This window comes from Mesorhizobium sp. M7A.F.Ca.US.007.01.2.1 (assembly GCF_003998165.1).
GTDB lineage: Bacteria > Pseudomonadota > Alphaproteobacteria > Rhizobiales > Rhizobiaceae > Mesorhizobium > Mesorhizobium ciceri.
In genome coordinates, this window is record NZ_RZQP01000029.1 from 1 (window position 1) to 21,303 (window position 21,303).

A 21,303-nucleotide genomic window follows, 5' to 3' on the forward strand; every position below is an offset into this window, starting at 1 on the left:
CCTTCTGGCAGGTCACCTTCCCGCTGATGCTGCCGGTGTCGGTGACGGCGGTGGTCCTGCGCATCATCTTCAAGCTGAAGCTTGCCGACATCATCATCACCGTGACGTCCGGCGGCCCCGGCGGCGCCACCGATTCCGTGTCGAGCTTCATCTACCGCGAATACCGCGACCGCTCGAATGTCGGCTACGGAACCATGCTGGCGATGGCCTATCTGGTGATCATCGTCGTGTTCGTCACGTGGTTGTTGAAATTTGCCAACCGTTTTGTCCGCAATGTCAATTAAAGCAAGATGGGGGTGAATTGAGCCCGATGAGCGTTCAGACCACCGAATATGTCGCCTCGGAGATCCGCTCGCCGGCGAGCTTCCTCGCCAGCCGCGTCTTCATCTATGGCGCGCTGGCCTTCTGGGCGTTCATCTGCCTGTTCCCGATCTATTGGACGATCACGACCTCGTTCAAAACCGCAGTCGACGTCACGCAAGGCCATCTCATCCCCTTCGTCGACTTCCAGCCGGACTGGAAGGGCTGGCGTTCGCTCGGCCTGTCGCCGGACTCGATCTTCCAGACCTCGACCGTGCGCGAGGAGTTCCTCAAGCGCTTCATGAATTCGGTGATCACCTCGGTCGGCGCGTCGAGCCTCGCCATCATCATCGGCAGCCTCGCCGCCTACGGGCTCACCCGCTATCGCTACCATTTCGCCTGGTTCAAGAACGAGGACATCTCGTTCTTCTTCCTGTCGCAGCTGATCCTGCCGCCGGTGGTGCTGGCGCTGCCCTTCCTGGTGCTCTACCGCGAGGTCGGCCTGCTCGACACGCGCATCGGGCTGATCCTGCTCTACACGCTGATGGTGCTGCCGATCGTCATCTGGATCATGCGCGACCAGTTCAACTCGATCCCGGTCGAGCTCGAGGAAGCCGCCCTTGTCGACGGGCTGTCGATCTGGGGCGCGTTCTTCCGCATCGTCATGCCGATCGCGCTGCCGGGCATGGTCGCCGCCTTCATCCTGGCGATGGTGCTGTGCTGGAACGAGTATTTCTTCGCCGCCCTTTTGACCTCGACCGACGCCAAGACGATCCCGGTCATGGTGGCGAGCCAGACCGGCTCGCAAGGCATCAACTGGTGGTCGATGGCGGCACTAGCGACGGCGGCCATCGCGCCGCTCGCCGTCATTGGCATCGCGTTGGAGCGCTATCTGATCATGGGCATGACCGCGGGCGCGGTGAAGTAGCATGGCGCCCTCTTACCTTCTCCCCCTTGTGGGAGAAGGGAAGCCGCGCGCTAGCGTCCCAATATTGCCCGCAGGTGGTCCATGATCATGGCGACGCCCTTCTGCCCGAGCTCTGCCGAAGCATCCTTGGCGCTCGCCGTGTACCAGCCGGTATTGTCGGCGAAGTGATTGGCATCGACAGCCTCCGGGCATAGCGCCAGCATCAGCGAGGTCTCGCCAATGCCGGCATGGTCGAACGGGTACTTGCCGTTCATGTCAGCCGACATCAGCGGATGCACCTGCACCCAGTTGAAGAAATTTTCACCCGCCGCGTGTCCTGAATAATAGTCCGCCATCGCCTGCGACCCCCACCAGCCCTCGCCGCGCTCCTTTTCGAGGAAGCGGAAGATCGCCTGGCGGCCGGCGGCCTTGAACGCCAGATCGGTCGGCATGCCGGCGACAAAGTTCTCGGTCTGGTGGTGGATAATGGCGTGGATGTTGCGGAAGCCGATGCGCAACAGGCTGTAGAACAGCTCCTCGCCGAACGGCGCCAGCGCATTGCCGCCGACCTGCACCGAGCCGCTGCCTTCCGGCGGCGCCACCGCATAGCTTGCCGCACCGTAGTAGAAGGGCGGCAGGATGACGACGTCCTTCTCCTTTTCGAACAGCTCCAGCGTCTTGATGACGGCCAGCGTGTCCATGCCGACGGCCATATGCTCGCCATGGTATTCCAGCACGCCGAGCGGCAGAGCGACCGGCCAATTCTCGGCGATCGCCCTGCGGATCTGGTGTGGCAGCATCAGTTCATAGCGCATGATCTATTCCATGTTGGTGTGGCGGGCGCGCATGGCTTCGGGCGACACGCCGGTCAATTCCCTAAGCTTCAGCACCATCACCTCAAACAGCAGGAACAGCGCGCCTTCGAACACCGAGCCCATCGGCAGGACCGATGTTTTTTGCGCCCCCTGATCGTTGGCCATGGTCTGCGCGGGAATGAGCAGCGTGAAGTCGGCAAGCCTTGCCGCGCTGCCTTCGGCCTGGGCGGTCAGCAGGAGATTGGTTGCACCTGCTTGGCGCGCGACCTGCATCAGGGTCAGCACGGTCGAGGTTTCTCCCGGCCCGGAACTGACCAGGAAGACATCGCCCTGCCCCAGCGGCGGCGTGTTCATGTCGCCGACCACGGAAACCGGCAGGCCCAAATGGTAGAGCCGCATGGCAAAACCCTTGACCTGCAAGGCCTCGCGGCCGCAGCCATAGACGACGATCTGTCGCGCGCCGGCTAGCGTTTTGCAGGCGGCGTCGATCCGGCTTTCGTCGATGCGTGCCAGCACGCCACCCAGCTCCTCAAGTGAGGTCTCGAACAGGCTTTTGCTCTTGTCGCTCACCGCAAACCCGCCATTGAAAAATCACCCTGGTATTTGCCGCTCTTGCTGCCACGAACAGCTTGATTTCGTTCATGCTAGCAACCGCGAAAATGCGTGTCCAACGCGCAGCTATGCTTTTGCCTGATCACAGGCGTGATAGTGTCATGTCAGACAAATCAGGCGAGGCAAACAGCAGGATATGAAGACACGGCATTTCGACCGCATCGGCAATGGCGGCATCAGTTTCACCGAGCTCGGCTTCGGCGCGGCGCCGCTCGGCAATCTCTACCGTGCCGTCTCCGACGAGGACGCCAACGCCACGCTGGAGGCCGCCTGGGCGACCGGCTGCCGCTACTACGACACCGCGCCGCTCTATGGGCTCGGCCTCTCGGAAACGCGGCTCAACCCGTTCCTGCGCGGCAAGAAGCGCGACGACTATGTGCTGTCGAGCAAGGTCGGCCGCATCATGCGTGCCTGCCCGCCCGAAGAGCGCACCGGCATCGGCAAGTTCTTCGACACGCCATCACGCCGCGAGGTGTACGACTACAGCTATGACGGTGTCATGCGCTCGTTCGAAGCCTCGCTTGAGCGCCTCGGCGTCGACCGGATCGACATCCTCTTCGTGCACGATGTCGACATCTTCACGCATGGCAGCAAGGAAGCCTCCGACCGGCGCATCGAGGAGTTCATGCGCTCGGGCTATTACGGCCTGCTGTCGCTGCGCGACCAGGGCGTGATCAAGGCGTTCGGCGGCGGCATCAATGAGTGGCAGGTCGCGCAGACGCTGGCTGAGCGCGGCGACTTCGATCTGTTCCTGCTGGCCGGGCGCTATACGCTCTTGGAACAGGAGGCGCTGACGTCCTTCCTGCCGCTCTGCCAGGCACGCGGCATCGGCATCGTTCTCGGCGGACCCTACAACTCCGGCATCCTCGCAACAGGGCCGAAGCCCGGAGCCTACTACAACTACTCCGAAGCGCCGAAGGACATACTCGACCGGGTCGCCGGGATCGAGAACGTCTGCAAGCGTCATGGTGTCAGGCTGATCGAGGCCGCCCTGCAATTCCCGCTGCTGCATCCTTCAGTCGTTTCGGTGATCCCCGGTGGCCAACGGCCGAGCGAAGTCGAGAGCAATCGCTCGCTGCTCGATGCGAAACTGCCCGCAGCACTTTGGGCGGATCTCAAGGAGGAAGGTCTTATGCGCACTGATGCGCCGACCGCATAAGCCGGCCGCGTCGCGTCAGCGTCGGGCACCAAAATGAAAAGCCGGGCAAGCCCGGCTTTTCTGGTCGCATGAACCGGCGTAGGGCACCAAAATGAAAAGCCGGGCAAGCCCGGCTTTTCTGAGGTCTCTGAAAAGAAAAAACGCTTAGTTGACTGCGTCCTTGAGGCCTTTGCCGGCCGAGAACTTCGGCACGGTACGCGCCGGGATCTTCACTTCGGCGCCGGTCTGAGGATTGCGGCCGGTCGAGGCGGCACGCTTTGACACGGTGAAATTGCCAAAGCCGACAAGCCGGACATCGCCGCCCTTCTTCAGTTCGCCGGTGATCACGGAAAATACCGCATCGACCGCCGACTGCGCGTCACCCTTCGAAATGCTCGCGGCGTCGGCGACAGCGGACACCAGTTCGTTCTTGTTCATAAAAATTCCCTTCCATGAGAACACCGGAACTATCGACTCATCCGGCAGGAAACGGACTTTAGAAAGAAGCGCTCCCGCAACCAAGTCGAAAAGGCAGGAAAAAAGCGGAAAAAGCCCGGAATTCCGGGGTTTTTCACATGAAAAAGCCGGGCGTCAGGCCCGGCTCTCCGTTTGTGCGCTGCAACCTCGACGAAAACCAACGCATGGCCCCGAAAACCGTAGCCGGTTTGCGGCAAGGGCCATGCGCAAGTCTGGGCGTTAGAGCGTCCTTTGTGCGTCCAGATGGACGCCCGGCGCTCTAATGCGCCAGGGACTTTCCAGCGTCGTCGGCACTGTCTGTCGCAGCCGGCGGATTGACCGGCTCGACCCATTCGATCGGCTCCGGCATACGCACCAGCGCGTGGCGCAACACCTCGCCGACACGTGAGACCGGAATGATCTCCATGCCGTTCTTCACATTGTCCGGAATCTCCGCCAGGTCCTTGGCATTGTCTTCCGGGATCAGCACCTTCTTGATGCCGCCGCGCAGTGCGGCGAGCAGCTTCTCCTTGAGCCCGCCGATCGGCAGGATGCGGCCGCGAAGCGTTATCTCGCCGGTCATCGCCACATCCGCCCGGACCGGAATACCCGTCAGTACCGATACAATGGCTGTCGCCATGGCAGCACCTGCAGACGGGCCGTCCTTCGGCGTGGCGCCTTCCGGCAAGTGCACGTGGATGTCGCGCTTGTCGAACAGCGGCGGCTCGATGCCGAAATCGACGGCGCGCGAGCGGACATAGGAGGCCGCCGCCGAAATCGATTCCTTCATCACGTCGCGCAAATTGCCGGTCACCGTCATGCGGCCCTTGCCGGGCATCATGACGCCTTCGACCGTCAGCAGCTCGCCGCCGACTTCCGTCCAGGCGAGTCCGGTAACGACACCGACCTGATCGTCAGCCTCGACCTGACCGAAGCGGAAGCGTTCAACACCGAGGTAATCGGCGAGGTTCGCCGCCGTGATGTTCACCGTCTTCTTCTTCGTCTTCAGGATCTCGGTCACCGCCTTGCGCCCGAGCTTCATCAGCTCGCGCTCCAGGCTTCTGACGCCCGCTTCACGGGTGTAGGTCTGGACGATGGCGCGGATCGCGTCCTCACCGACGGAAAACTCCTTCGGCTGCAGCGCGTGATCGCGGATCACCTTAGGCATCAGGTGCCGCTTGGCGATCTCGATCTTCTCGTCCTCGGTGTAGCCGGCGATACGGATGATCTCCATGCGGTCCATCAAGGGCGCCGGGATGTTCAGCGTGTTCGCCGTCGTCACGAACATGACGCTCGACAGATCGTATTCGACCTCGAGGTAGTGGTCCATGAACGTCGAGTTCTGTTCCGGATCGAGGACCTCGAGCAACGCCGATGACGGATCGCCACGGAAGTCCTGGCCCATCTTGTCGATCTCGTCGAGCAGGAAGAGCGGGTTGGACTTCTTGGCCTTCTTCATCGACTGGATGACCTTGCCGGGCATCGAGCCGATATAGGTGCGCCGGTGGCCACGGATCTCGGCCTCGTCACGCACGCCGCCCAGCGCCATGCGGATGAACTCGCGTCCAGTCGCCTTGGCGATCGACTTGCCGAGCGAGGTCTTGCCGACACCGGGAGGGCCGACGAGGCACAGGATCGGCCCCTTCAGCTTCTTCTGGCGGCTTTGCACGGCGAGATACTCGACGATGCGCTCCTTGACCTTGTCGAGGCCGAAATGGTCGGTATCGAGCACGTTCTGCGCGAAAGCCAGGTCCTGCTTGACCTTGGAGTTCTTGCCCCACGGGATAGACAGGATCCAGTCGAGATAGTTGCGCACGACCGTCGATTCAGCCGACATCGGCGACATCGTCCGGAGCTTCTTCAACTCGGCTTCCGCCTTTTCGCGGGCCTCCTTGGAGAGCTTGGTCTTCTTGATGCGCGCCTCTATCTCGGCGGCCTCGTCGCGGCCGTCCTCGCCTTCGCCGAGTTCCTTCTGGATCGCCTTCATCTGCTCGTTCAGGTAGTACTCGCGCTGCGTCTTCTCCATCTGGCGCTTGACACGCGAGCGGATGCGCTTCTCCACCTGCAGGACGGAGATTTCGGCTTCCATGAAGCCCATCGCCTTTTCCAGCCGCTCCTTGACCGAAAGCGTGGCCAGCATCTCCTGCTTCTCGGGGATCTTGATGGCGAGATGCGAGGCAACCGTGTCGGCGAGCTTGGAGTAGTCGTCGATCTGGCTGGCAGCACCCACCACTTCGGGCGAGATCTTCTTGTTCAGCTTGACGTAATTCTCGAAATCGGTGACGACCGAACGCGCCAGCGCCTCAACCTCGACCTCTTCCTCTTCCGGCTCGACCAGCGCCGCGGCGCGGGCCTCGTGGAAATCGGGACGGTCGGTGAACGAGACGATTTTCGCACGCGAGGCGCCCTCGACCAGAACCTTGACGGTGCCGTCGGGCAGCTTGAGCAATTGCAGCACATTGGCGAGCGTGCCGATGTCGAAAATGGCATCGGGCTCGGGATCGTCATCAGCGGCATTCATCTGGGTGGCAAGCAGGATCTGCTTTTCCTGACCCATCACCTCTTCCAGCGCCTTGATCGACTTCTCACGCCCGACGAAGAGCGGAACGATCATGTGCGGGAACACCACGATGTCGCGCAGTGGGAGAACTGCGAAGACGCCGTCGCTGGGTGCCTTGGATACTTTGGCCATTGTCCAACCTTTCATGTCGCGGCCGCTAATTGAGCCAACCGCGAATCTTATATTAACGACCGGGGATCGTTCCGCCTACCACCGTTTGTGACGGGAGTTTTACAGCACAGAAATCGGGCACCTCGGCCTTCTCCAGTTAGTTGGATGCACGACCCCCAAAGATCAAGGGGCGTGTCCAAATCCGCACTCCCAACCCGTCCGCGAGTGACACATTTGCGACGCCAGCCCGTACGCCGCGCAAAACCGCTGTGCGACAGCAAAACGGCGCCTTGCGGCGCCGTTTCAGAATTTCGCTGCGGGCTCATGTCAGGCGCTGACATTGCCCTTCTTTTCCTTCTGCTCGGAGTAGATGTAGAGCGGCCGGGCACTGCCGGTCACCACCTCCTCCGAAATCACCACTTCGCGCACGCCTTCGAGTGCGGGAAGCTCGAACATCGTGTCGAGCAGGATCGCCTCCATGATCGAACGCAGGCCGCGCGCGCCGGTCTTGCGCTCAATAGCGCGCTTGGCGATCGCCGAAAGAGCGTTCTCATGGAAGGTCAGGTCGACATTTTCCATCTCGAACAGCCGCTGATACTGCTTGACCAGCGCGTTCTTCGGCTCGGTCAGGATCTGGATCAGCGCCGGTTCGTCGAGATCTTCCAGCGTCGCCAGGACCGGCAGACGGCCGACAAACTCAGGGATAAGACCGAACTTCAACAGGTCCTCGGGCTCGACCAGGCGGAAAACATCGCCAGTGCGGCGATCCTCCGGCGAAGCGACGACCGCGCCGAAGCCGATCGACGTCTTGCGGCCGCGATCCGAGATGATCTTGTCCAGCCCGGCGAAGGCGCCGCCGCAGATGAACAGGATGTTGGCTGTATCGACCTGCAGGAATTCCTGCTGCGGGTGCTTCCTGCCGCCCTGTGGCGGCACGGAGGCGACGGTGCCTTCCATGATCTTCAAGAGCGCCTGCTGCACACCCTCGCCCGACACGTCGCGGGTGATCGAGGGATTGTCCGACTTGCGCGAAATCTTGTCGATTTCGTCGATGTAGACGATGCCGCGCTGGGCGCGCTCGACATTGTAGTCGGCCGACTGCAACAGCTTCAGGATGATGTTTTCGACGTCCTCGCCGACATAGCCGGCTTCGGTCAGCGTCGTCGCGTCAGCCATGGTGAACGGCACGTCGATGATGCGGGCCAGCGTCTGCGCGAGCAGCGTCTTGCCGCAACCGGTCGGGCCGATCAAAAGGATGTTGGACTTCGCCAGTTCGACATCGTTGTTCTTGCCGGCATGCGCGAGGCGCTTGTAGTGATTGTGGACCGCCACCGACAGCACGCGCTTGGCGTAGGGCTGACCGATGACATAGTCGTCGAGAACCTTGAGGATCTCCTGCGGTGTCGGCACGCCTTCGCGCGACTTCACCATCGAGGTCTTGTTCTCTTCACGGATGATGTCCATGCAGAGCTCGACGCACTCGTCGCAGATGAAGACCGTCGGACCGGCGATCAGCTTGCGCACTTCGTGCTGGCTTTTGCCGCAAAACGAGCAGTAAAGCGTGTTCTTGGAATCGCCGCTGTTGTTGCCGACCTTGCTCATTTTCATGTCCTTTCATGGCCGCCCGCCGATGGTCTGGCTGAAAGGGCGCATACTCTATCTATCGCGGGAATCCGCCGCCGCCAGTGTGTCCCGGCTCCCGCAACGCATTCCGTACGAAACACAAATCAGAAAACGTGGCAATGATTCGCGACAACCCCGCATAAAGCTAAGCCGCCGAAACTCAACATAGCCTTAACGTAGGCAATCCTGTCCCCCGAGGGAACAGCCAATTGTGGCCGAAATGCCGCAAGACGCGCCAAAAGCGCGTGATGGTGCCATCCAACTGCCAACTTGCCTTTATGCCAGCGCCCCTTCGGCCGCCTCGCGCGACGAAATGACCTTGTCGATGAGGCCGAAATCCTTGGCTTCGTCGGCGGTCATGAAATGATCGCGGTCGAGCGTTTTCTCGATCTCTTCATAGCTCTTGCCGGTGTGCTTGACGTAGACCTCGTTGAGGCGACGCTTCAGCTTGATGATATCCAGGGCATGGCGCTCGATGTCGGACGCCTGGCCCTGAAAGCCGCCGGAAGGCTGGTGAACCATGATGCGGGCGTTCGGCGTGGCAAAGCGCATGTCCTTGTGACCGGCAGTCAGGAGCAGCGAACCCATCGAAGCCGCCTGGCCGATGCAGAGCGTCGACACGGCCGGCTTGATGAACTGCATGGTGTCGTAGATCGCCATGCCCGAGGTGACGACGCCGCCCGGCGAATTGATGTAGAGGTTGATTTCCTTCTTCGGATTCTCAGCTTCGAGGAACAAAAGCTGCGCGCAGACCAGCGTCGCCATGCCGTCCTCGACCGGACCGGTGATGAAAATGATGCGCTCCTTGAGGAGGCGCGAGAAAATGTCGTAGGCCCGCTCGCCGCGATTGGTCTGTTCGACCACCATCGGAACGAGGTTCATGTAGGTTTCGACGGGGTTCTTCATCAGGTATCTCTTATCTCGCGGTGGGATTCCGGCGCCGGGAATGCCGGCAGATCGGGCAGAATCGGTTCTGGATCGGTATTCCGTAAATAGGATGCCGGCTCGTCCTTGTGCAAGGCCGACCCCTCCTAGCCATCTGGGTAAGTCGAATCAAGCTTTCTGACCAAGGATTCGCGGCGGCGGATGCTTCCGCGGGTCCGGAGCCGCATCGCCGGCCCCGCAACGTAGCAGTTTCTTAACCGCGTCACTTAACGAAATGCGCCGAAACCGCTTTTTTCCGAGACGGCTTCCTCTACAATTCAACGTTGAACTTATGCATAGAGTTCAACAGGGGGAGTGCCATGCCCGGGAAAACCGCATGCTTCACCATTGCCGGCCTGACCGTGCTCGGCACGATTTCGCAGACGGCGGCCGGCGGCCGCGCCGTCGAATGCTATGAACCCGTCCGCAGTCCGGCCGTCTATGACACGGTCTATGAAGACGTGATGATCAGTCCGCCCGGTCAGCAGGTCGACTATATCGCCCCTATCTTTGGCACGCGCGAGCGCGTCGTGATGACCGTTCCGGCGCAAGTGACCTACCAGATCGTACCGGCCGTCACCCGCACCGTCTACCGTACGGTCCGGGTCGATGGCGGCGGCTATTCCTGGGAATGGCGCGTCATCCATGGCCGCAAGGTGCTGTGCAAGGTATGGCACAAGGCGCGCTACGAACGCGTCGCAGAGACCATCGTGATCCAGCCCGAACGCACGCGGCGCGTCGTCATTCCCGCACAATATGACAGCATCGCCGAGGAGGTGCTGGTGCGGCCGGAACAAAGGCGCGTCATCGATGTCCCCGCCTCCTACCAGACCGTCGCGCGTCGTGTGTTGGTCCGGGAAGGCTCATCCAGTTGGCGGCGGGTGCATATTCCCAGGCATTGCCAGGATTAGCGCGCATGGCGTAACCTGCGTCGCAGCGGATCTCCGTTGGGCTGAGGGCATGCGCGACCTGGAAATTTCCAATCAGGAATTGTCAGACCTTGCCGAAGAAGCCTTGGCGCTTGCCAAAGCTTATTGGGCCTCCCTCGAGGAACGTCGGACGTATCCCACGACCAGCGGCAAACAGACGACGGAACTCTTCTCGCGGCCTTGGCAGGAGAGCGGTCGTGGTCGGGAAGTCTTGCAGGATTTCAAGTCGATAGCGGAGCATGTGCGGCCTTCAACCGGCAGGTTCTTCGGTTATGTCGTCGGCTCCGGCGAACCGATCGGCGCGCTGGGGGAATTGCTGGCTGCGGTGCTCAATCAGAATGTGACGTCGTGGCGCTCGGCACCGGCTGCGACATCGATCGAACGCGCCGTCGTCGAATGGTTGGCGGAGGCTGTCGGTTGCCCCGGATTTACAGGCAGCCTGTGCGGCGGCGGCTCGACGGCGAACCTCATGGCCCTGGCGATGGCGCGGGAAGCGAAGCTGCCAGCCAACGAAACAGGCGTGCGACCGTGCGTGATCTATGCTTCCGAGCAAGTGCACATGTCCATTCCCAAGGCCGTCGCGCTGTTGGGGATCGGTAGAAAAAATCTCCGTTTGATCCCTGTCGACGACAAATTCAGGATGCGGACGGATGCCCTCCAGGCGGCTATTGCCGCCGACCGCGCCATCGGCAACATGCCCATCGCCATCGTGGCCACGGTCGGCACCATCATCTCCGGTGCGATCGATCCCCTTCCCGAAATCGCAGACATTGCCCGTAGGGAAGCGTTGTGGATGCATGTCGATGGGGCCTATGGGGGACTGGCGGCGCTGGCCGTCCCGGAAAAGTTCCAGGGACTGTCTTTTGGCGGATTCGCTGTCGCTCGATGCGCACAAATGGCTCTATCAGCCACTCGATTGCGGCTGCCTGCTCAATCGCCACCCAGACATTGCGCGCACGACTTTCTCGCACAGCGACGACTACGTCAGGATATTGAGCGAAGACCCAACGGAAGCATTTGCATTCTTTGAAGAGTCGATCGAACTGTCTCGGCGCTTCCGTGCGCTGAAGCTCTGGATGTCGCTGCAGTATCACGGGCGCCGTGCCTATCGCGAAGCCATCGCGCGCGATCTCTACCATGCCCAGATGCTGGCACAGGCAATCGCTTCACAGCCGGAGCTTGAGCAGCTTGCGCCGGTATCGCTAAGCGCGGTCTGTTTCCGTCACCGCTCTAAGGACAATGAAGCGATCCTGCGCCGTGTGATCGCGCGCGGCCGCGTGTATCTGTCGAATGCAACGATCAACGGTCAATTCGCGCTGCGGGCGTGTTTCGTCAATCACAGGACGACCTTGGATGACGTTCGGGCGATTGTGTCCGAAGTCATTGCCGCCGCAGACGAACTCAATCATTGAACCGCTGCGGATTTGGCCTCGTGTTTCAGGCGACCTCCGCCCGCAGCCATGCCTTCAGACCGGCGATATCCCCATCGCCGACAGCAGCGGCAACGCGCCTGCCGACCGCCGCGCCGAACTTGTAGCCGTGGCCGGAGCATGCCGAGACAACAAGGCATTTGCCCTTTCCATGCGCCATGAATTTTTCGTCTGATGTGAAAGTGTAGGCGCAGGTGACGACCTCGGTCACGCGATACTCCGCGATGCGGGCGATCGGCGGCGAAAACAGGTTGCGGATCGCCTCGCCCTCGCCCGCCACCGGCTGACGGTTCCAGTCGGCGTCGCTGGTCGGCACCCTGTGCAGCCCGGAACCGAATTTCATGCCGGCGCCGCCGGAGGGCGGGATCACATAGCCGTCGATCGCGCCGCCGACATCGAGCACGACCGGTGCCGCCTGCCAGGCCGCCTTGAGGTCGGCCGGCGGTTCGACATAGGCAAGTGCGGTTCGATAGGTCTTCAATTCTCCGTCCAGTTCCGGAAACAGTTTTAGCACCCAGGCGCCTGCGGCGACGACGATGCGGTCGGCCTGCATCGTCTCGCCGCTTTCGAGCACGATGTGGCCGGCTTCGGCGTCGACCTCGACGACCTTGCTGTTTTCGTAGACATTGGCGCCGTTGGCGCGCAGCCACTTTGCCAGGCCGGACGCGATCTTGCGGCAATGCAGGGCGCCGCCTTCGGTCGAGAAATAGGCGTAGCGAAACGACCCGGCTTCCAGAAACGGCCAGCGTTTCACGGCTGCATCGGGCTCCAGCAGTTCGAACGGAAAATTGCCTTCTTCCAGGCCCTCGCGATATTCCTCGGCCTCGTCGCCGGGCTCGCGCGAAATGCAGACAAATCCTCTGGGATCGAGATGGTTTTCGCCGAGGTCGGCCCACATCTCGTCCCAGGCCTGGTAGGCTTCGGTGATCAGCCGGCCGTAGCCGGTCCCCGCGCGGTAAGCGCGGCGGATGATGCGGTGGTGGTCGCCCGAGGCGGCCAACGGGTTTGGGATCGGCCCCTGCTCGACGATCGAAACGCTGTGACCCGCCTTGACCAGCGACCACGCGGTCGAGAGGCCGGCAATACCCGCACCGACAACGATCACCTTCATCAAATCAGACTTTCCGCAGCCGGTCGGCTGGCTCAACGTATTGGATTGCGGGCGCCAACATACGGTCTGGAACCAGGCTGGCAAGCCGCGCTATTGGTCTGGCATGAGCAAATTGACGCCACCTGCCCTGGCCTTTGATCCAGCCACGCGACATCTGCGGCTCGACCCGCACGAGCCGGCTTTTTTTCAAAACCCTTATGATGCCTATGCTTTCCTCCACGGCCTATCGAATGCATTCTTCTGGGAAGAATTCGGCTTCTGGTGCTTTGGCGGCTTCGACGACGTCAACCGGCTGCTGCGCGACCGCCGTTTCGGCCGCCAGAATCCGGCCGGCATTCCAGACAGTCGCGGTATCGGACAGGACCGCAGCCATCTCAGGGCTTTCGACGGCGTCGAAGCCAATTCGATGCTGGAACTGGAGCCGCCGGTGCACACGCGGCTGAGAACACTGGTCAACCGCGCCTTCGTCTCGCGTCAGGTCGAACGGCTGCGGCCGCGTGTCGAGGCTTTGGCCAACGAGCTGATCGACCGTTTCGAACCAGGCAAGACGGTCGACCTGTTGCCTGCCTTCGCGGCGCCCTTGCCGATCACCATCATTGCCGAAATGCTCGGTGTGCCGGTCGACATGGGGCCGCAACTGCTCGACTGGTCGCACCAGATGGTTGCCATGTACATGCATGGCCGCACGCGCGCGATCGAAGAGACGGCCAACCGCGCCGCGGGCGAATTTGCCGATTTCCTGCGTTTCCATGTCACCGAGCGACGCAAGAACCCTGGCGACGACCTGCTGTCGCTGCTGATCTCGGCGCAGGAGGACGGCAAAAAGCTGTCGGAGGACGAGATGGTGTCCTCGGCGATCCTGCTGCTCAATGCCGGTCATGAAGCGACAGTGCATCAGACCGGCAACGCTGTCCGTTCGATCCTTATGCAAGGCGGCGATGTCAGCCGCTTCTTCGGCTCACCCGAAGCGACCGCGGCAACGGTCGAGGAATGCCTGCGCTTCGACGCGCCGCTGCACATGTTCACGCGCTATGCCTACCAGGAGATCGAAGTCGCGCCTGGCATTGTCGTGCAGCCGGGCCAGACGATCGGGCTGCTGCTGGGCATGGCCAATCATGACCCGCGCGCCTTCGCCGAACCGCAAGCTTTCCGGCCCGATCGTCCGGACCAGAAGAACGTGTCATTCGGCGCCGGCATCCATTTCTGCATCGGCGCGCCGCTGGCCAGGCTAGAATTGCAGGTGTCGCTGAAAACCCTGTTCGAACGGCACCCGAAGCTGCATCTTGCCGAAAGGCCAAGCTTCCGCGACACTTACCACTTCCATGGGCTGGAAAGGCTCGCCGTCGGCTTTTGACGAAGCGCGGATTTGGGCGCCGGCCTATTCCAGCCATAGCGCCAGCAGCAACCACAAGGTCGGCTCACCGGACCGCCCACGATGCCCTTCCACGACAAGGCACCGGAAGCTGTCTCAGCCAGTTCCAGCGAAATAGTCATACGCAGGCAGCACAAGCTTGGGGGAGAGCCTGAAGGCCGTTGCTGGCAGCCCCTGTCGATCCATGCCAAATCGCAAGATCGGTCGAGCGCGATATATCCGGAAAGGCCTAACTGGTGTCGTCACGGAGAAAGAGACGTTGAAGGCCGCACTTGAAAACTACCAAGCCCGAATGCAGCGGGTGCTAGACCATATAGACCAGCATCTGGATGACGATCTGGGGCTGGAGGCGTTGAGCGGTGTCGCGGCGTTCTCGAAATATCATTTCCACCGGCAGTTCACGTCCACCTTCGGGGTGTCCGTGCATCGCTATGTCCAGCTCGCCCGCATGAAGCGTGCTTCGTACAGACTTGCCGAAAGTGACGCCCAAAGCGTCACCGACATAGCCATGGATGCCGGTTACGACGCGCCGGATGCCTTCGCCCGCGCCTTTCGGCAACGGTTCGGACAATCGCCGTCGTCGTTCCGGAAGTCTCCCGACTGGGGGTCGTGGCTCATGGCCTTCGGGCCCCTCGAAAAAGCAAGGAACACGCTTATGCAGATAATCTTTGAACACGACGACGTGACGATCCGCGATGTGCCCCCGACGCCGGTGGCGATCATGGAGCACCGCGGAGACCGGGCGACGCTCCAGGACACCATCCAGCGGTTCATCGCCTGGCGCAAGGCCGCGGGCTTGTCGCCCGAGACAAGCCCGACCTTCAACGTCTTCCGTTCCGAAAGGGAGCCCGCGGTCCCGGCTGACTACAGCATGGACATTTGTGCCGGGACCGACCGGCCGATCGAGGCGAATGACGCGCAGATGAAGGCTGGCGTGATCCCCGGCGGGCGCTGCGCGGTGCTGCGCTACCCTGGCAATACCAACAATCTCGAACCCGCAGCACTTTATCTTTATCGTGAATGGCTTCCGGCCAGCGGCGAGGAAGCACGCGACTTTCCGATCTATTGCCAACGACATCTGTCCCACTTCCCGGAGGGCCCGCTACGCGAAGTGGTCGTTGAACTCTTTCTGCCTCTGAAATAGCTCGGCAGGACAGCGGTTTGTCCCCCCGATCGCGAGCATCATGGCGACGCGAGATCAAAGCTTGATCACATACTCCTTGCGAGTCGTTTCAAGCACTTCCCAGCTGCCCTTGAAGCCGGGCTTCAGCACAAAGCTGTCGCCGGTCTTGACGGTTCGCGCTTGCCCACCGTCCTCCGCGATCACCGAAACGCCGGACAGGATGTGGCAGAACTCCCACTCGTCATAGACGATGCGCCATTTGCCCGGGGTCGATTCCCATATGCCGGCATAGAGGCCGCCGTCGCGCTCCTCGACATTCCAGGTGCGGAATTTGGGATCGCCCGAGATCAGCCGGTCGGGCGCCGGTGCACCCTGTTCGGCGTCGACAGCGTCGACGCCGATGGAAAGAAATTTCGACTCGCTCATGATCGGTCAGACCTTGGCTAGCGCCTGTTCGAGGTCGGCGACGATGTCGTTGACGTCCTCGATGCCGATCGAAAGCCGCACCGTGTCCGGTCCTGCGCCGGCCTTGACCTTCTGCTCGTCGGAAAGCTGGCGGTGCGTGGTCGAAGCTGGGTGGATGACCAGCGACTTGGTATCGCCGACATTGGCGAGGTGCGAGAACAGCTCGAGAGCCTCGACGAATTTGACGCCCGCGTCATAGCCACCCTTCAGCGCGAAGGTGAACACGGCGCCGGCGCCCTGCGGCGAGTATTTCTTCTGCAGCGCGTTGTTCTTGTCTGAGGGCAGGCCGGGGTAGTTCACCGACGCGACCTTGGGATGATTGGACAGCCAGGCAGCGACGGTCACGGCGTTGTCGCAATGGCGCTGCATGCGCAGCGGCAAGGTTTCCAGGCCGGTCAGGATGAGGAAGGCGTTGAACGGCGAGATCGCCGGGCCGAGGTCGCGCAGGCCGAGCACGCGTGCGGCAATGGCGAAGGCGAAATTGCCGAAGGTTTCATGCAGGACAAGACCACCATATTCGGGGCGCGGTTCCGACAGCATCGGGTATTTGCCCGATTTCGACCAGTCGAAGGTGCCGCCGTCGACGATGGCGCCGCCGATCGAATTGCCGTGACCGCCGATGAATTTGGTCAGTGAATGGACGACGATGTCGGCGCCATGCTCGATCGGCCGGATGAGGTAGGGCGAGGCCAGTGTGTTGTCGACGATCAGCGGCAGGCCGTGCTTGCGCGCGATGTCGCCGATCTTCTCGATGTCGACGAAGGTGCCGCCCGGATTGGCGAGGCTTTCGATGAAGATCGCCTTGGTCCTGTCGTCGATCTGGCTTTCGAAGGTCGAGATATCGTTGGTGTCGGCCCATCGCACCTCCCAGCCATAATTCTTGAAGGCATGGCCGAATTGGTTGATCGAACCGCCGTAAAGCTTGTTGGCCGCGACGAAATTGTCGCCCGGCTGCATCAGATTGTGGAACACGATCACCTGCGCCGCATGGCCGGAGGCGACCGCGAGTGCCGCCGTGCCGCCTTCAAGGGCCGCCATGCGCTCTTCCAGCACCGCCTGGGTCGGGTTCATGATGCGGGTGTAGATGTTGCCGAAGGCCTTCAGCCCGAACAGCGACGCGGCATGGTCTGCATCGTCGAAGACGAAGGAGGTCGTCTGGTAGATCGGCGTGGCGCGCGCGCCGGTCGCCGGATCGGGCTTGGCACCGGCGTGGACGGCGAGCGTGTTGAAACCTGGCGTGCGGGTCACTGAAAACCTCCCTTTTGAAACTCTTGAAATCGCCGGGCATTCTTGGCGAAGCATGAGCGCGAATGCAAAGAAGAAAATACCCTTCGGCTAGCGATCTGCGGCCGAGGCCCGAGAAAATGCGCTGGCCTAAGGAATAATTTTGCGCCTAAGGCGCATCGCGCGTCAGGCCTTGCTTTTGGTGCACGTCGTTATCCCAAAACCGCTGCGCACTTTTGAGCGACGTGCACTACTTCTGCCGCACGCCAAAACTCTGGAATCCCGACCGCATCAGCGGCTTCTTCGACGACAGCACGCCGGAATTGACGCCGGTCCAACCGATCTCGCCGGACAGCTTGCCATATTCGATCTTGGGGCAGCGGTTCATCACCACCTTGATGCCGGCGGCCTCGGCGCGCGCGGCTGCTTCGTCATGGCGCACGCCAAGCTGCATCCAGATCACTTTCGGCAAGGGATCGAGCCGCAACGCCTCGTCGACGATGCCGGGCACCGCCGCCGGCGCGCGAAAGATGTCGACCATGTCGATCGGCTCCGGAATATCGGCGAGCCTCGCATAGGTCATCCGGCCGAGGATCTCCTTGCCGGCCTGGCCAGGATTGATCGGAAACACCGAAAATCCCTTGGCCAGCAGATATTTCAGCACGAAATAGCTTGGCCGCACATCATTGGCGGACGCGCCGACCATGGCGATGGTCTTCACCGAATTGAGGATGCCGGCAATGTAAGTGTTGTCGTAGCTATCGTGGTTCATGCGGCTTCCTGCGGTAGTGGTATCGGTAAAGTTCACGGCTGAACCCAAGCGAGGCATAGAGTGCGCGGGCCGGTGTGTTGTCGGCCACCACCTGCAGGCATGCAGCTGACGCACCCGTTTGTCGTGCCCAGTCGATCAGGACGCCCACCGTCTTGCGGCCCAGGCCTTGCTGCCTGAAACGGCCGTCGGTTTCAACCGATTCCACCACAAGCAGCCCATTGCGGATGACGCCATAGGCCAAGGCAGCAATTTCGCTGTCTCGTGTACAGGACACGAACGCCCGGTCGCCGACGATCAGTCCGGTCATCTCGCGAAAGACGCGGCGATCGATGTCGTCATAAGCCTCCATGCGGAAGCGCGCCGCGAGCCAGTCTTCGCCTGGCACAGGCGAAACAGCGACCCGCTCGTCGCGGACTTCAGCCAGATCGCCGATCCCGGCATGGAGATGGATCGTCCCGCCTTCCGGCTGGTAGCCGCGATGGTCGAGTGCGGTTTCGAGCTCGGCGGCGATATCAGGCACTCGGAACATCGGCGCCTGACCGTGGCCGACGTAGAAGGACTCTGCGGCGTCGATCACTTTGTCGGGCGCGCCACGCTCGCCGCGCAAGGGATTGGCCGAATTGGTACGCCGGATCCGTCCGCCCGATCGCCGCAGAAGCCAGCCATCAACCAACGTCTCGGTCGCCGCCGGCCAGCCTTCGCGGCACGCCTGCTCGACGCGCCAGTTGAGGTCATCATCGCCGGCGCTCACGCGTCATCCTCCCGCAGCGCTTCCTCCATAAAGGCCTGCGGATCGGTGCAGAAGTCGCGCATCATGCGAAAATGATCGGTATCGCTGAAATCCGTGGGATCGAGCCCGAACCGGCTGATGCGGAACAGCCGCGCGCCAGGACAAGCCATCAGCAGCGGCGAATGCGTCGCCATGATCACTTGCGCGGTGCCCGACTGGTCCATGCGCCGCAGCATCTTGAGCAGCTCGATCTGTCGCGTCGGCGACAGTGCGCTTTCGGGTTCGTCGAGGATGTAGATGCCTTGCCTGCGGCAGCGCTCCTCGAAAAAACGGATAAAGCCCTCGCCATGCGACCAGGACAGGAAGTCCGGCGGCGGGGGCCTAAAAGGGTCTTCCAGTGCCGCCTGATCGAGATATCGGGCCACGGAGTAGAAGGATTCGGCGCGAAAAAACCAGCCGGCGGTGACTTTCGGCAGCCAGTGACCGCGGAATGCGTTGGCCAGCGCGGCACCACTCTTGTCGATGGCGCTGGAATGGTCGACCGGCCTATATCCCTTGCCGCCACCGGCTTCGTCATAGCCGGCCAGCGCACCGATCGCCTCGAGCAGCGTCGATTTGCCGGTGCCGTTCTCGCCGACGATGATGGTGATCGGCGTGGTGAATTCGAGTTCGAAGTCGTGGCCGCGAAACAGCGGCAGGTTCCATGGATATTTTTCCCAATCCTCGACCCGCACGGCATCGAGCAGGATGCGCTTCAGATAGGGAGCCTTGAGCCGCGTCAGCTGCTTGCGATGGGCCATCAGCCAGGTAGCGAAATCGTGCCGTCTTCCGCGATCGGAAAGGCCGGATTGTGCGCCACTTCCCAGACATGCCCGTCGGCGTCGGCGAAGTAGCCGTACCAGCCGCCCCAGAAGGCGCGGCCGGCCGGCTTGACGATGCGGCCGCCGGCTTTTTCCGCCCTGGCGAGCACGTCGTCGACTTCGGCGTCGGAGCGGGTGTTGTAGGCGAGGTAGACCGCCGATGGCGCCGCGGCGAAGGCGATGCCGGAATCCTCTTCTGCGCTGGCACGTGGGAACAGACCAAGAATGACGCCGCCCATCTGGAAGAAGGCGACACCGTCGGTGATACCGGCATGCCGCTTCAAGCCCATAGCCTCGTAAAAGCGCACCGCGCGGTCCAGATCATCGGTGGCGATGGTAACGATAGAGATTCGCGGCTCCATGGTGCTGCTCCTATTCGTCCGTCCATTCCGGCTTGCGCTTGCCGATGAAGGCGCCGATGCCTTCCTCGGCGTCGCGCGCGAGCATGTTTTCGACCATGATCCGGCCGGTATAGGTGTAAGCATCCGCCAGCCCCATTTCGGCCTGCGAGTAAAACGCCTCCTTGCCCGTCTTGACCACCAAAGATGATTTGGAAGCAATGGTTTGCGCGTATTTGGTGACGATCTGATTCAGGTATTCACGCGGCACGACGCGGTTGACCAGGCCGAATTCCTTGGCGGTTGCCGCATCAATGGTCTCGCCGGTCAACAGCATCTCCATCGCATGCTTGCGCGAGACGTTGCGCGACAGCGCCACCATCGGCGTCGAGCAGAACAGGCCGATGTTGACACCCGGCGTACAGAAGGTCGCCTCATGCGAAGCGATCGCCAGGTCGCAGCTGGCGACCAGTTGCAGCCCGGCGGCGGTGGCCAGGCCGTCAACCTCGGCGATGACAGGCACTGGATGACGCACGATCGCCTGCATCAGCGTCGCACAAGCGGCAAACGTCTCTGCGAAAAAGGCCTTGCCATGATCGGCGTCAGTGCGGCGCGCGGTCATTTCCTTGAGATCATGGCCGGCGCAGAACACCTTGCCGGCAGCCGACAAGACGATGACGCGAACGGCCTTGTCGGCCCTGGCGCGCTCGAGTTCGGCCGTCAGCGCCGCCATCACCGCCAGCGACAGCGCGTTGGCAGGCGGATTGGCGAGTGTGAGGCGCAGCACGCCCTTGTCCAGTTGTGCAACCACCGGACCCTCAACGGCGGCAGGCTTGATGGCAAGGATTTCGGCCATGGATAGGGTTCTCCGCGATTCCGCTGGGGCTGCCAGACTATCTAATACCGGATCAGGTTTCGTCCAACACCGATCGCTTGCGCCAGGGGACGAAGGTTGTCAGAAATGCCGCGCTGCGCTCATACAGGCCTGGCGCAAAGCGAGAGACCAAGACATGCCCGCCCAGACCAACCTCAAGCCCGTGCTGACCGCGCAACAAGTCAATGCGCTGATGGAAACCGTCTATCCGCAGCTCAATGAGCAGTTCAAATATTTCGAGGCGATCGACGTGTTCCCGGGCGGCTGCACCGTGCGGCTCAACGCCGGCGAACGGCATTTGCGTCCCGGCGGCACGGTGTCCGGCCCCTCGCTGTTCACGCTGGCCGACATTGGCGGCTACGTCTGCGTGCTCAGCCATGCCGGGCCGGATGCGCTTTCGGTCACCGTCAACCTCGACATCAATTTCGTGCGCAAGGCCGAGGCAGGACCGATCGACGGCCATTGCCGCATCCTGAAGCTGGGAAAGAGCCTGATGGTGTTCGACATCGACATCGTTGCCGGCCCGGACGGGCACACGGTGGCGCATGCCACCGGCACCTATTCGATCCCGCCGAAGCGGAATGATGATGTGGTAAAATAATACCTTTTGTTCAAGTTATTGTTTTTGC

General features: G+C 61.8%; 22 protein-coding genes and 1 pseudogene. 9 read left to right on the forward strand and 14 right to left on the reverse strand.

Annotated features, from left to right (window positions below):
- Together EN949_RS08115 and EN949_RS08120 are read left to right on the forward strand one after the other, a co-directional pair.
- Positions 1-284, forward strand: a 284-nt coding sequence (locus EN949_RS08115; RefSeq protein ID WP_164782484.1) for an ABC transporter permease subunit, incomplete at its 5' end; no start/stop codon positions are given.
- Between the two features lie 26 nt (positions 285-310).
- Entirely contained in the window at positions 311-1,228 is a 918-nt protein-coding gene (locus EN949_RS08120; RefSeq protein WP_013532185.1) for a carbohydrate ABC transporter permease, read from the forward strand.
- Between the two features lie 50 nt (positions 1,229-1,278).
- Here EN949_RS08120 and EN949_RS08125 read toward each other — a convergent pair whose 3' ends face one another.
- Positions 1,279-2,022: a creatininase family protein gene (locus tag EN949_RS08125; protein WP_063167792.1), complete on the reverse strand. Its 744-nt coding sequence runs from the start codon at positions 2,020-2,022 to the stop codon at positions 1,279-1,281.
- A gap of 3 nt (positions 2,023-2,025) precedes the next feature.
- Positions 2,026-2,592: an SIS domain-containing protein gene (locus EN949_RS08130; protein WP_027162393.1), complete on the reverse strand. Its 567-nt coding sequence runs from the start codon at positions 2,590-2,592 to the stop codon at positions 2,026-2,028.
- 178 nt (positions 2,593-2,770) lie between these two features.
- On the opposite strand from EN949_RS08130, the gene EN949_RS08135 reads away from it, so the two are divergent.
- Positions 2,771-3,793, forward strand: a complete 1,023-nt coding sequence (locus tag EN949_RS08135; protein WP_063167791.1) for an aldo/keto reductase — start codon at positions 2,771-2,773, stop codon at positions 3,791-3,793.
- A gap of 144 nt (positions 3,794-3,937) precedes the next feature.
- On the opposite strand, the gene EN949_RS08140 is transcribed toward EN949_RS08135, so the two are convergent.
- From EN949_RS08140 to clpP, 4 genes are all read right to left on the reverse strand, one after another.
- The gene (locus EN949_RS08140) at positions 3,938-4,210 is read right to left on the reverse strand and encodes an HU family DNA-binding protein (RefSeq protein ID WP_006201846.1); all 273 of its coding nucleotides are present in this window, start codon (positions 4,208-4,210) and stop codon (positions 3,938-3,940) included.
- Between the two features lie 298 nt (positions 4,211-4,508).
- Complete coding sequence (lon, locus tag EN949_RS08145; RefSeq protein WP_013532189.1) at positions 4,509-6,920, reverse strand: endopeptidase La; 2,412 nt, start codon at positions 6,918-6,920, stop codon at positions 4,509-4,511.
- Positions 6,921-7,226: 306 nt separating this feature from the next.
- Positions 7,227-8,501 (reverse strand): ATP-dependent Clp protease ATP-binding subunit ClpX, encoded by a 1,275-nt coding sequence (gene clpX / locus EN949_RS08150; RefSeq protein WP_013532190.1) that lies wholly within the window; start codon positions 8,499-8,501, stop codon positions 7,227-7,229.
- Between the two features lie 297 nt (positions 8,502-8,798).
- Positions 8,799-9,428 (reverse strand): ATP-dependent Clp endopeptidase proteolytic subunit ClpP, encoded by a 630-nt coding sequence (gene clpP / locus EN949_RS08155; protein WP_013532191.1) that lies wholly within the window; start codon positions 9,426-9,428, stop codon positions 8,799-8,801.
- Positions 9,429-9,766: 338 nt separating this feature from the next.
- Between clpP and EN949_RS08160 the strand changes: the two genes are divergently transcribed.
- The 3 genes and pseudogenes from EN949_RS08160 (at position 9,767) to EN949_RS37075 (ending at position 11,787) form a co-directional block, all read left to right on the forward strand.
- Entirely contained in the window at positions 9,767-10,357 is a 591-nt protein-coding gene (locus EN949_RS08160) for a hypothetical protein (protein WP_063167790.1), read from the forward strand.
- Between the two features lie 49 nt (positions 10,358-10,406).
- Positions 10,407-11,150: pseudogene (locus tag EN949_RS37070) on the forward strand (pyridoxal-dependent decarboxylase); the annotation flags it as partial.
- A gap of 37 nt (positions 11,151-11,187) precedes the next feature.
- The gene (locus EN949_RS37075) at positions 11,188-11,787 is read left to right on the forward strand and encodes a pyridoxal-dependent decarboxylase (protein ID WP_281039765.1); all 600 of its coding nucleotides are present in this window, start codon (positions 11,188-11,190) and stop codon (positions 11,785-11,787) included.
- A 25-nt stretch (positions 11,788-11,812) separates the two neighbouring features.
- Here EN949_RS37075 and EN949_RS08170 read toward each other — a convergent pair whose 3' ends face one another.
- A complete protein-coding gene (locus EN949_RS08170; protein WP_063167788.1) occupies positions 11,813-12,916 on the reverse strand; it encodes an FAD-dependent oxidoreductase in 1,104 nt (367 codons plus the stop codon).
- 103 nt (positions 12,917-13,019) lie between these two features.
- On the opposite strand from EN949_RS08170, the gene EN949_RS08175 reads away from it, so the two are divergent.
- Together EN949_RS08175 and EN949_RS08180 are read left to right on the forward strand one after the other, a co-directional pair.
- The gene (locus tag EN949_RS08175) at positions 13,020-14,270 is read left to right on the forward strand and encodes a cytochrome P450 (RefSeq protein ID WP_013532195.1); all 1,251 of its coding nucleotides are present in this window, start codon (positions 13,020-13,022) and stop codon (positions 14,268-14,270) included.
- Positions 14,271-14,547: 277 nt separating this feature from the next.
- Positions 14,548-15,432, forward strand: coding sequence for an AraC family transcriptional regulator (locus tag EN949_RS08180; protein WP_063173648.1), 885 nt, complete (start codon positions 14,548-14,550; stop codon positions 15,430-15,432).
- A 54-nt stretch (positions 15,433-15,486) separates the two neighbouring features.
- Here the strand turns inward: EN949_RS08180 and EN949_RS08185 are convergent, their stop codons facing one another.
- The 7 genes from EN949_RS08185 to EN949_RS08215 form a co-directional block, all read right to left on the reverse strand.
- Entirely contained in the window at positions 15,487-15,837 is a 351-nt protein-coding gene (locus tag EN949_RS08185) for a cupin domain-containing protein (RefSeq protein WP_013532197.1), read from the reverse strand.
- Positions 15,838-15,843: 6 nt separating this feature from the next.
- The gene (locus EN949_RS08190) at positions 15,844-17,124 is read right to left on the reverse strand and encodes an O-acetylhomoserine aminocarboxypropyltransferase (protein ID WP_127370880.1); all 1,281 of its coding nucleotides are present in this window, start codon (positions 17,122-17,124) and stop codon (positions 15,844-15,846) included.
- A 226-nt stretch (positions 17,125-17,350) separates the two neighbouring features.
- Positions 17,351-17,872, reverse strand: a complete 522-nt coding sequence (locus EN949_RS08195; protein WP_024504599.1) for a CoA-binding protein — start codon at positions 17,870-17,872, stop codon at positions 17,351-17,353.
- Complete coding sequence (locus tag EN949_RS08200) at positions 17,859-18,623, reverse strand: GNAT family N-acetyltransferase (protein ID WP_063167786.1); 765 nt, start codon at positions 18,621-18,623, stop codon at positions 17,859-17,861. The genes EN949_RS08195 and EN949_RS08200 overlap by 14 nt, the downstream gene beginning before the upstream one ends.
- Entirely contained in the window at positions 18,620-19,402 is a 783-nt protein-coding gene (locus EN949_RS08205) for an AAA family ATPase (protein ID WP_063167785.1), read from the reverse strand. The genes EN949_RS08200 and EN949_RS08205 overlap by 4 nt, the downstream gene beginning before the upstream one ends.
- Positions 19,402-19,824 (reverse strand): VOC family protein, encoded by a 423-nt coding sequence (locus EN949_RS08210; RefSeq protein ID WP_013532202.1) that lies wholly within the window; start codon positions 19,822-19,824, stop codon positions 19,402-19,404. Before EN949_RS08210 ends, EN949_RS08205 begins: the two co-directional genes overlap by 1 nt.
- A gap of 10 nt (positions 19,825-19,834) precedes the next feature.
- Positions 19,835-20,656, reverse strand: a complete 822-nt coding sequence (locus tag EN949_RS08215) for an enoyl-CoA hydratase (protein ID WP_063167784.1) — start codon at positions 20,654-20,656, stop codon at positions 19,835-19,837.
- A 154-nt stretch (positions 20,657-20,810) separates the two neighbouring features.
- Here EN949_RS08215 and EN949_RS08220 point away from each other — a divergent pair, with 154 nt between their 5' ends.
- Positions 20,811-21,275 (forward strand): PaaI family thioesterase, encoded by a 465-nt coding sequence (locus EN949_RS08220; RefSeq protein WP_127366944.1) that lies wholly within the window; start codon positions 20,811-20,813, stop codon positions 21,273-21,275.
- Positions 21,276-21,303 lie beyond the last annotated feature (28 nt).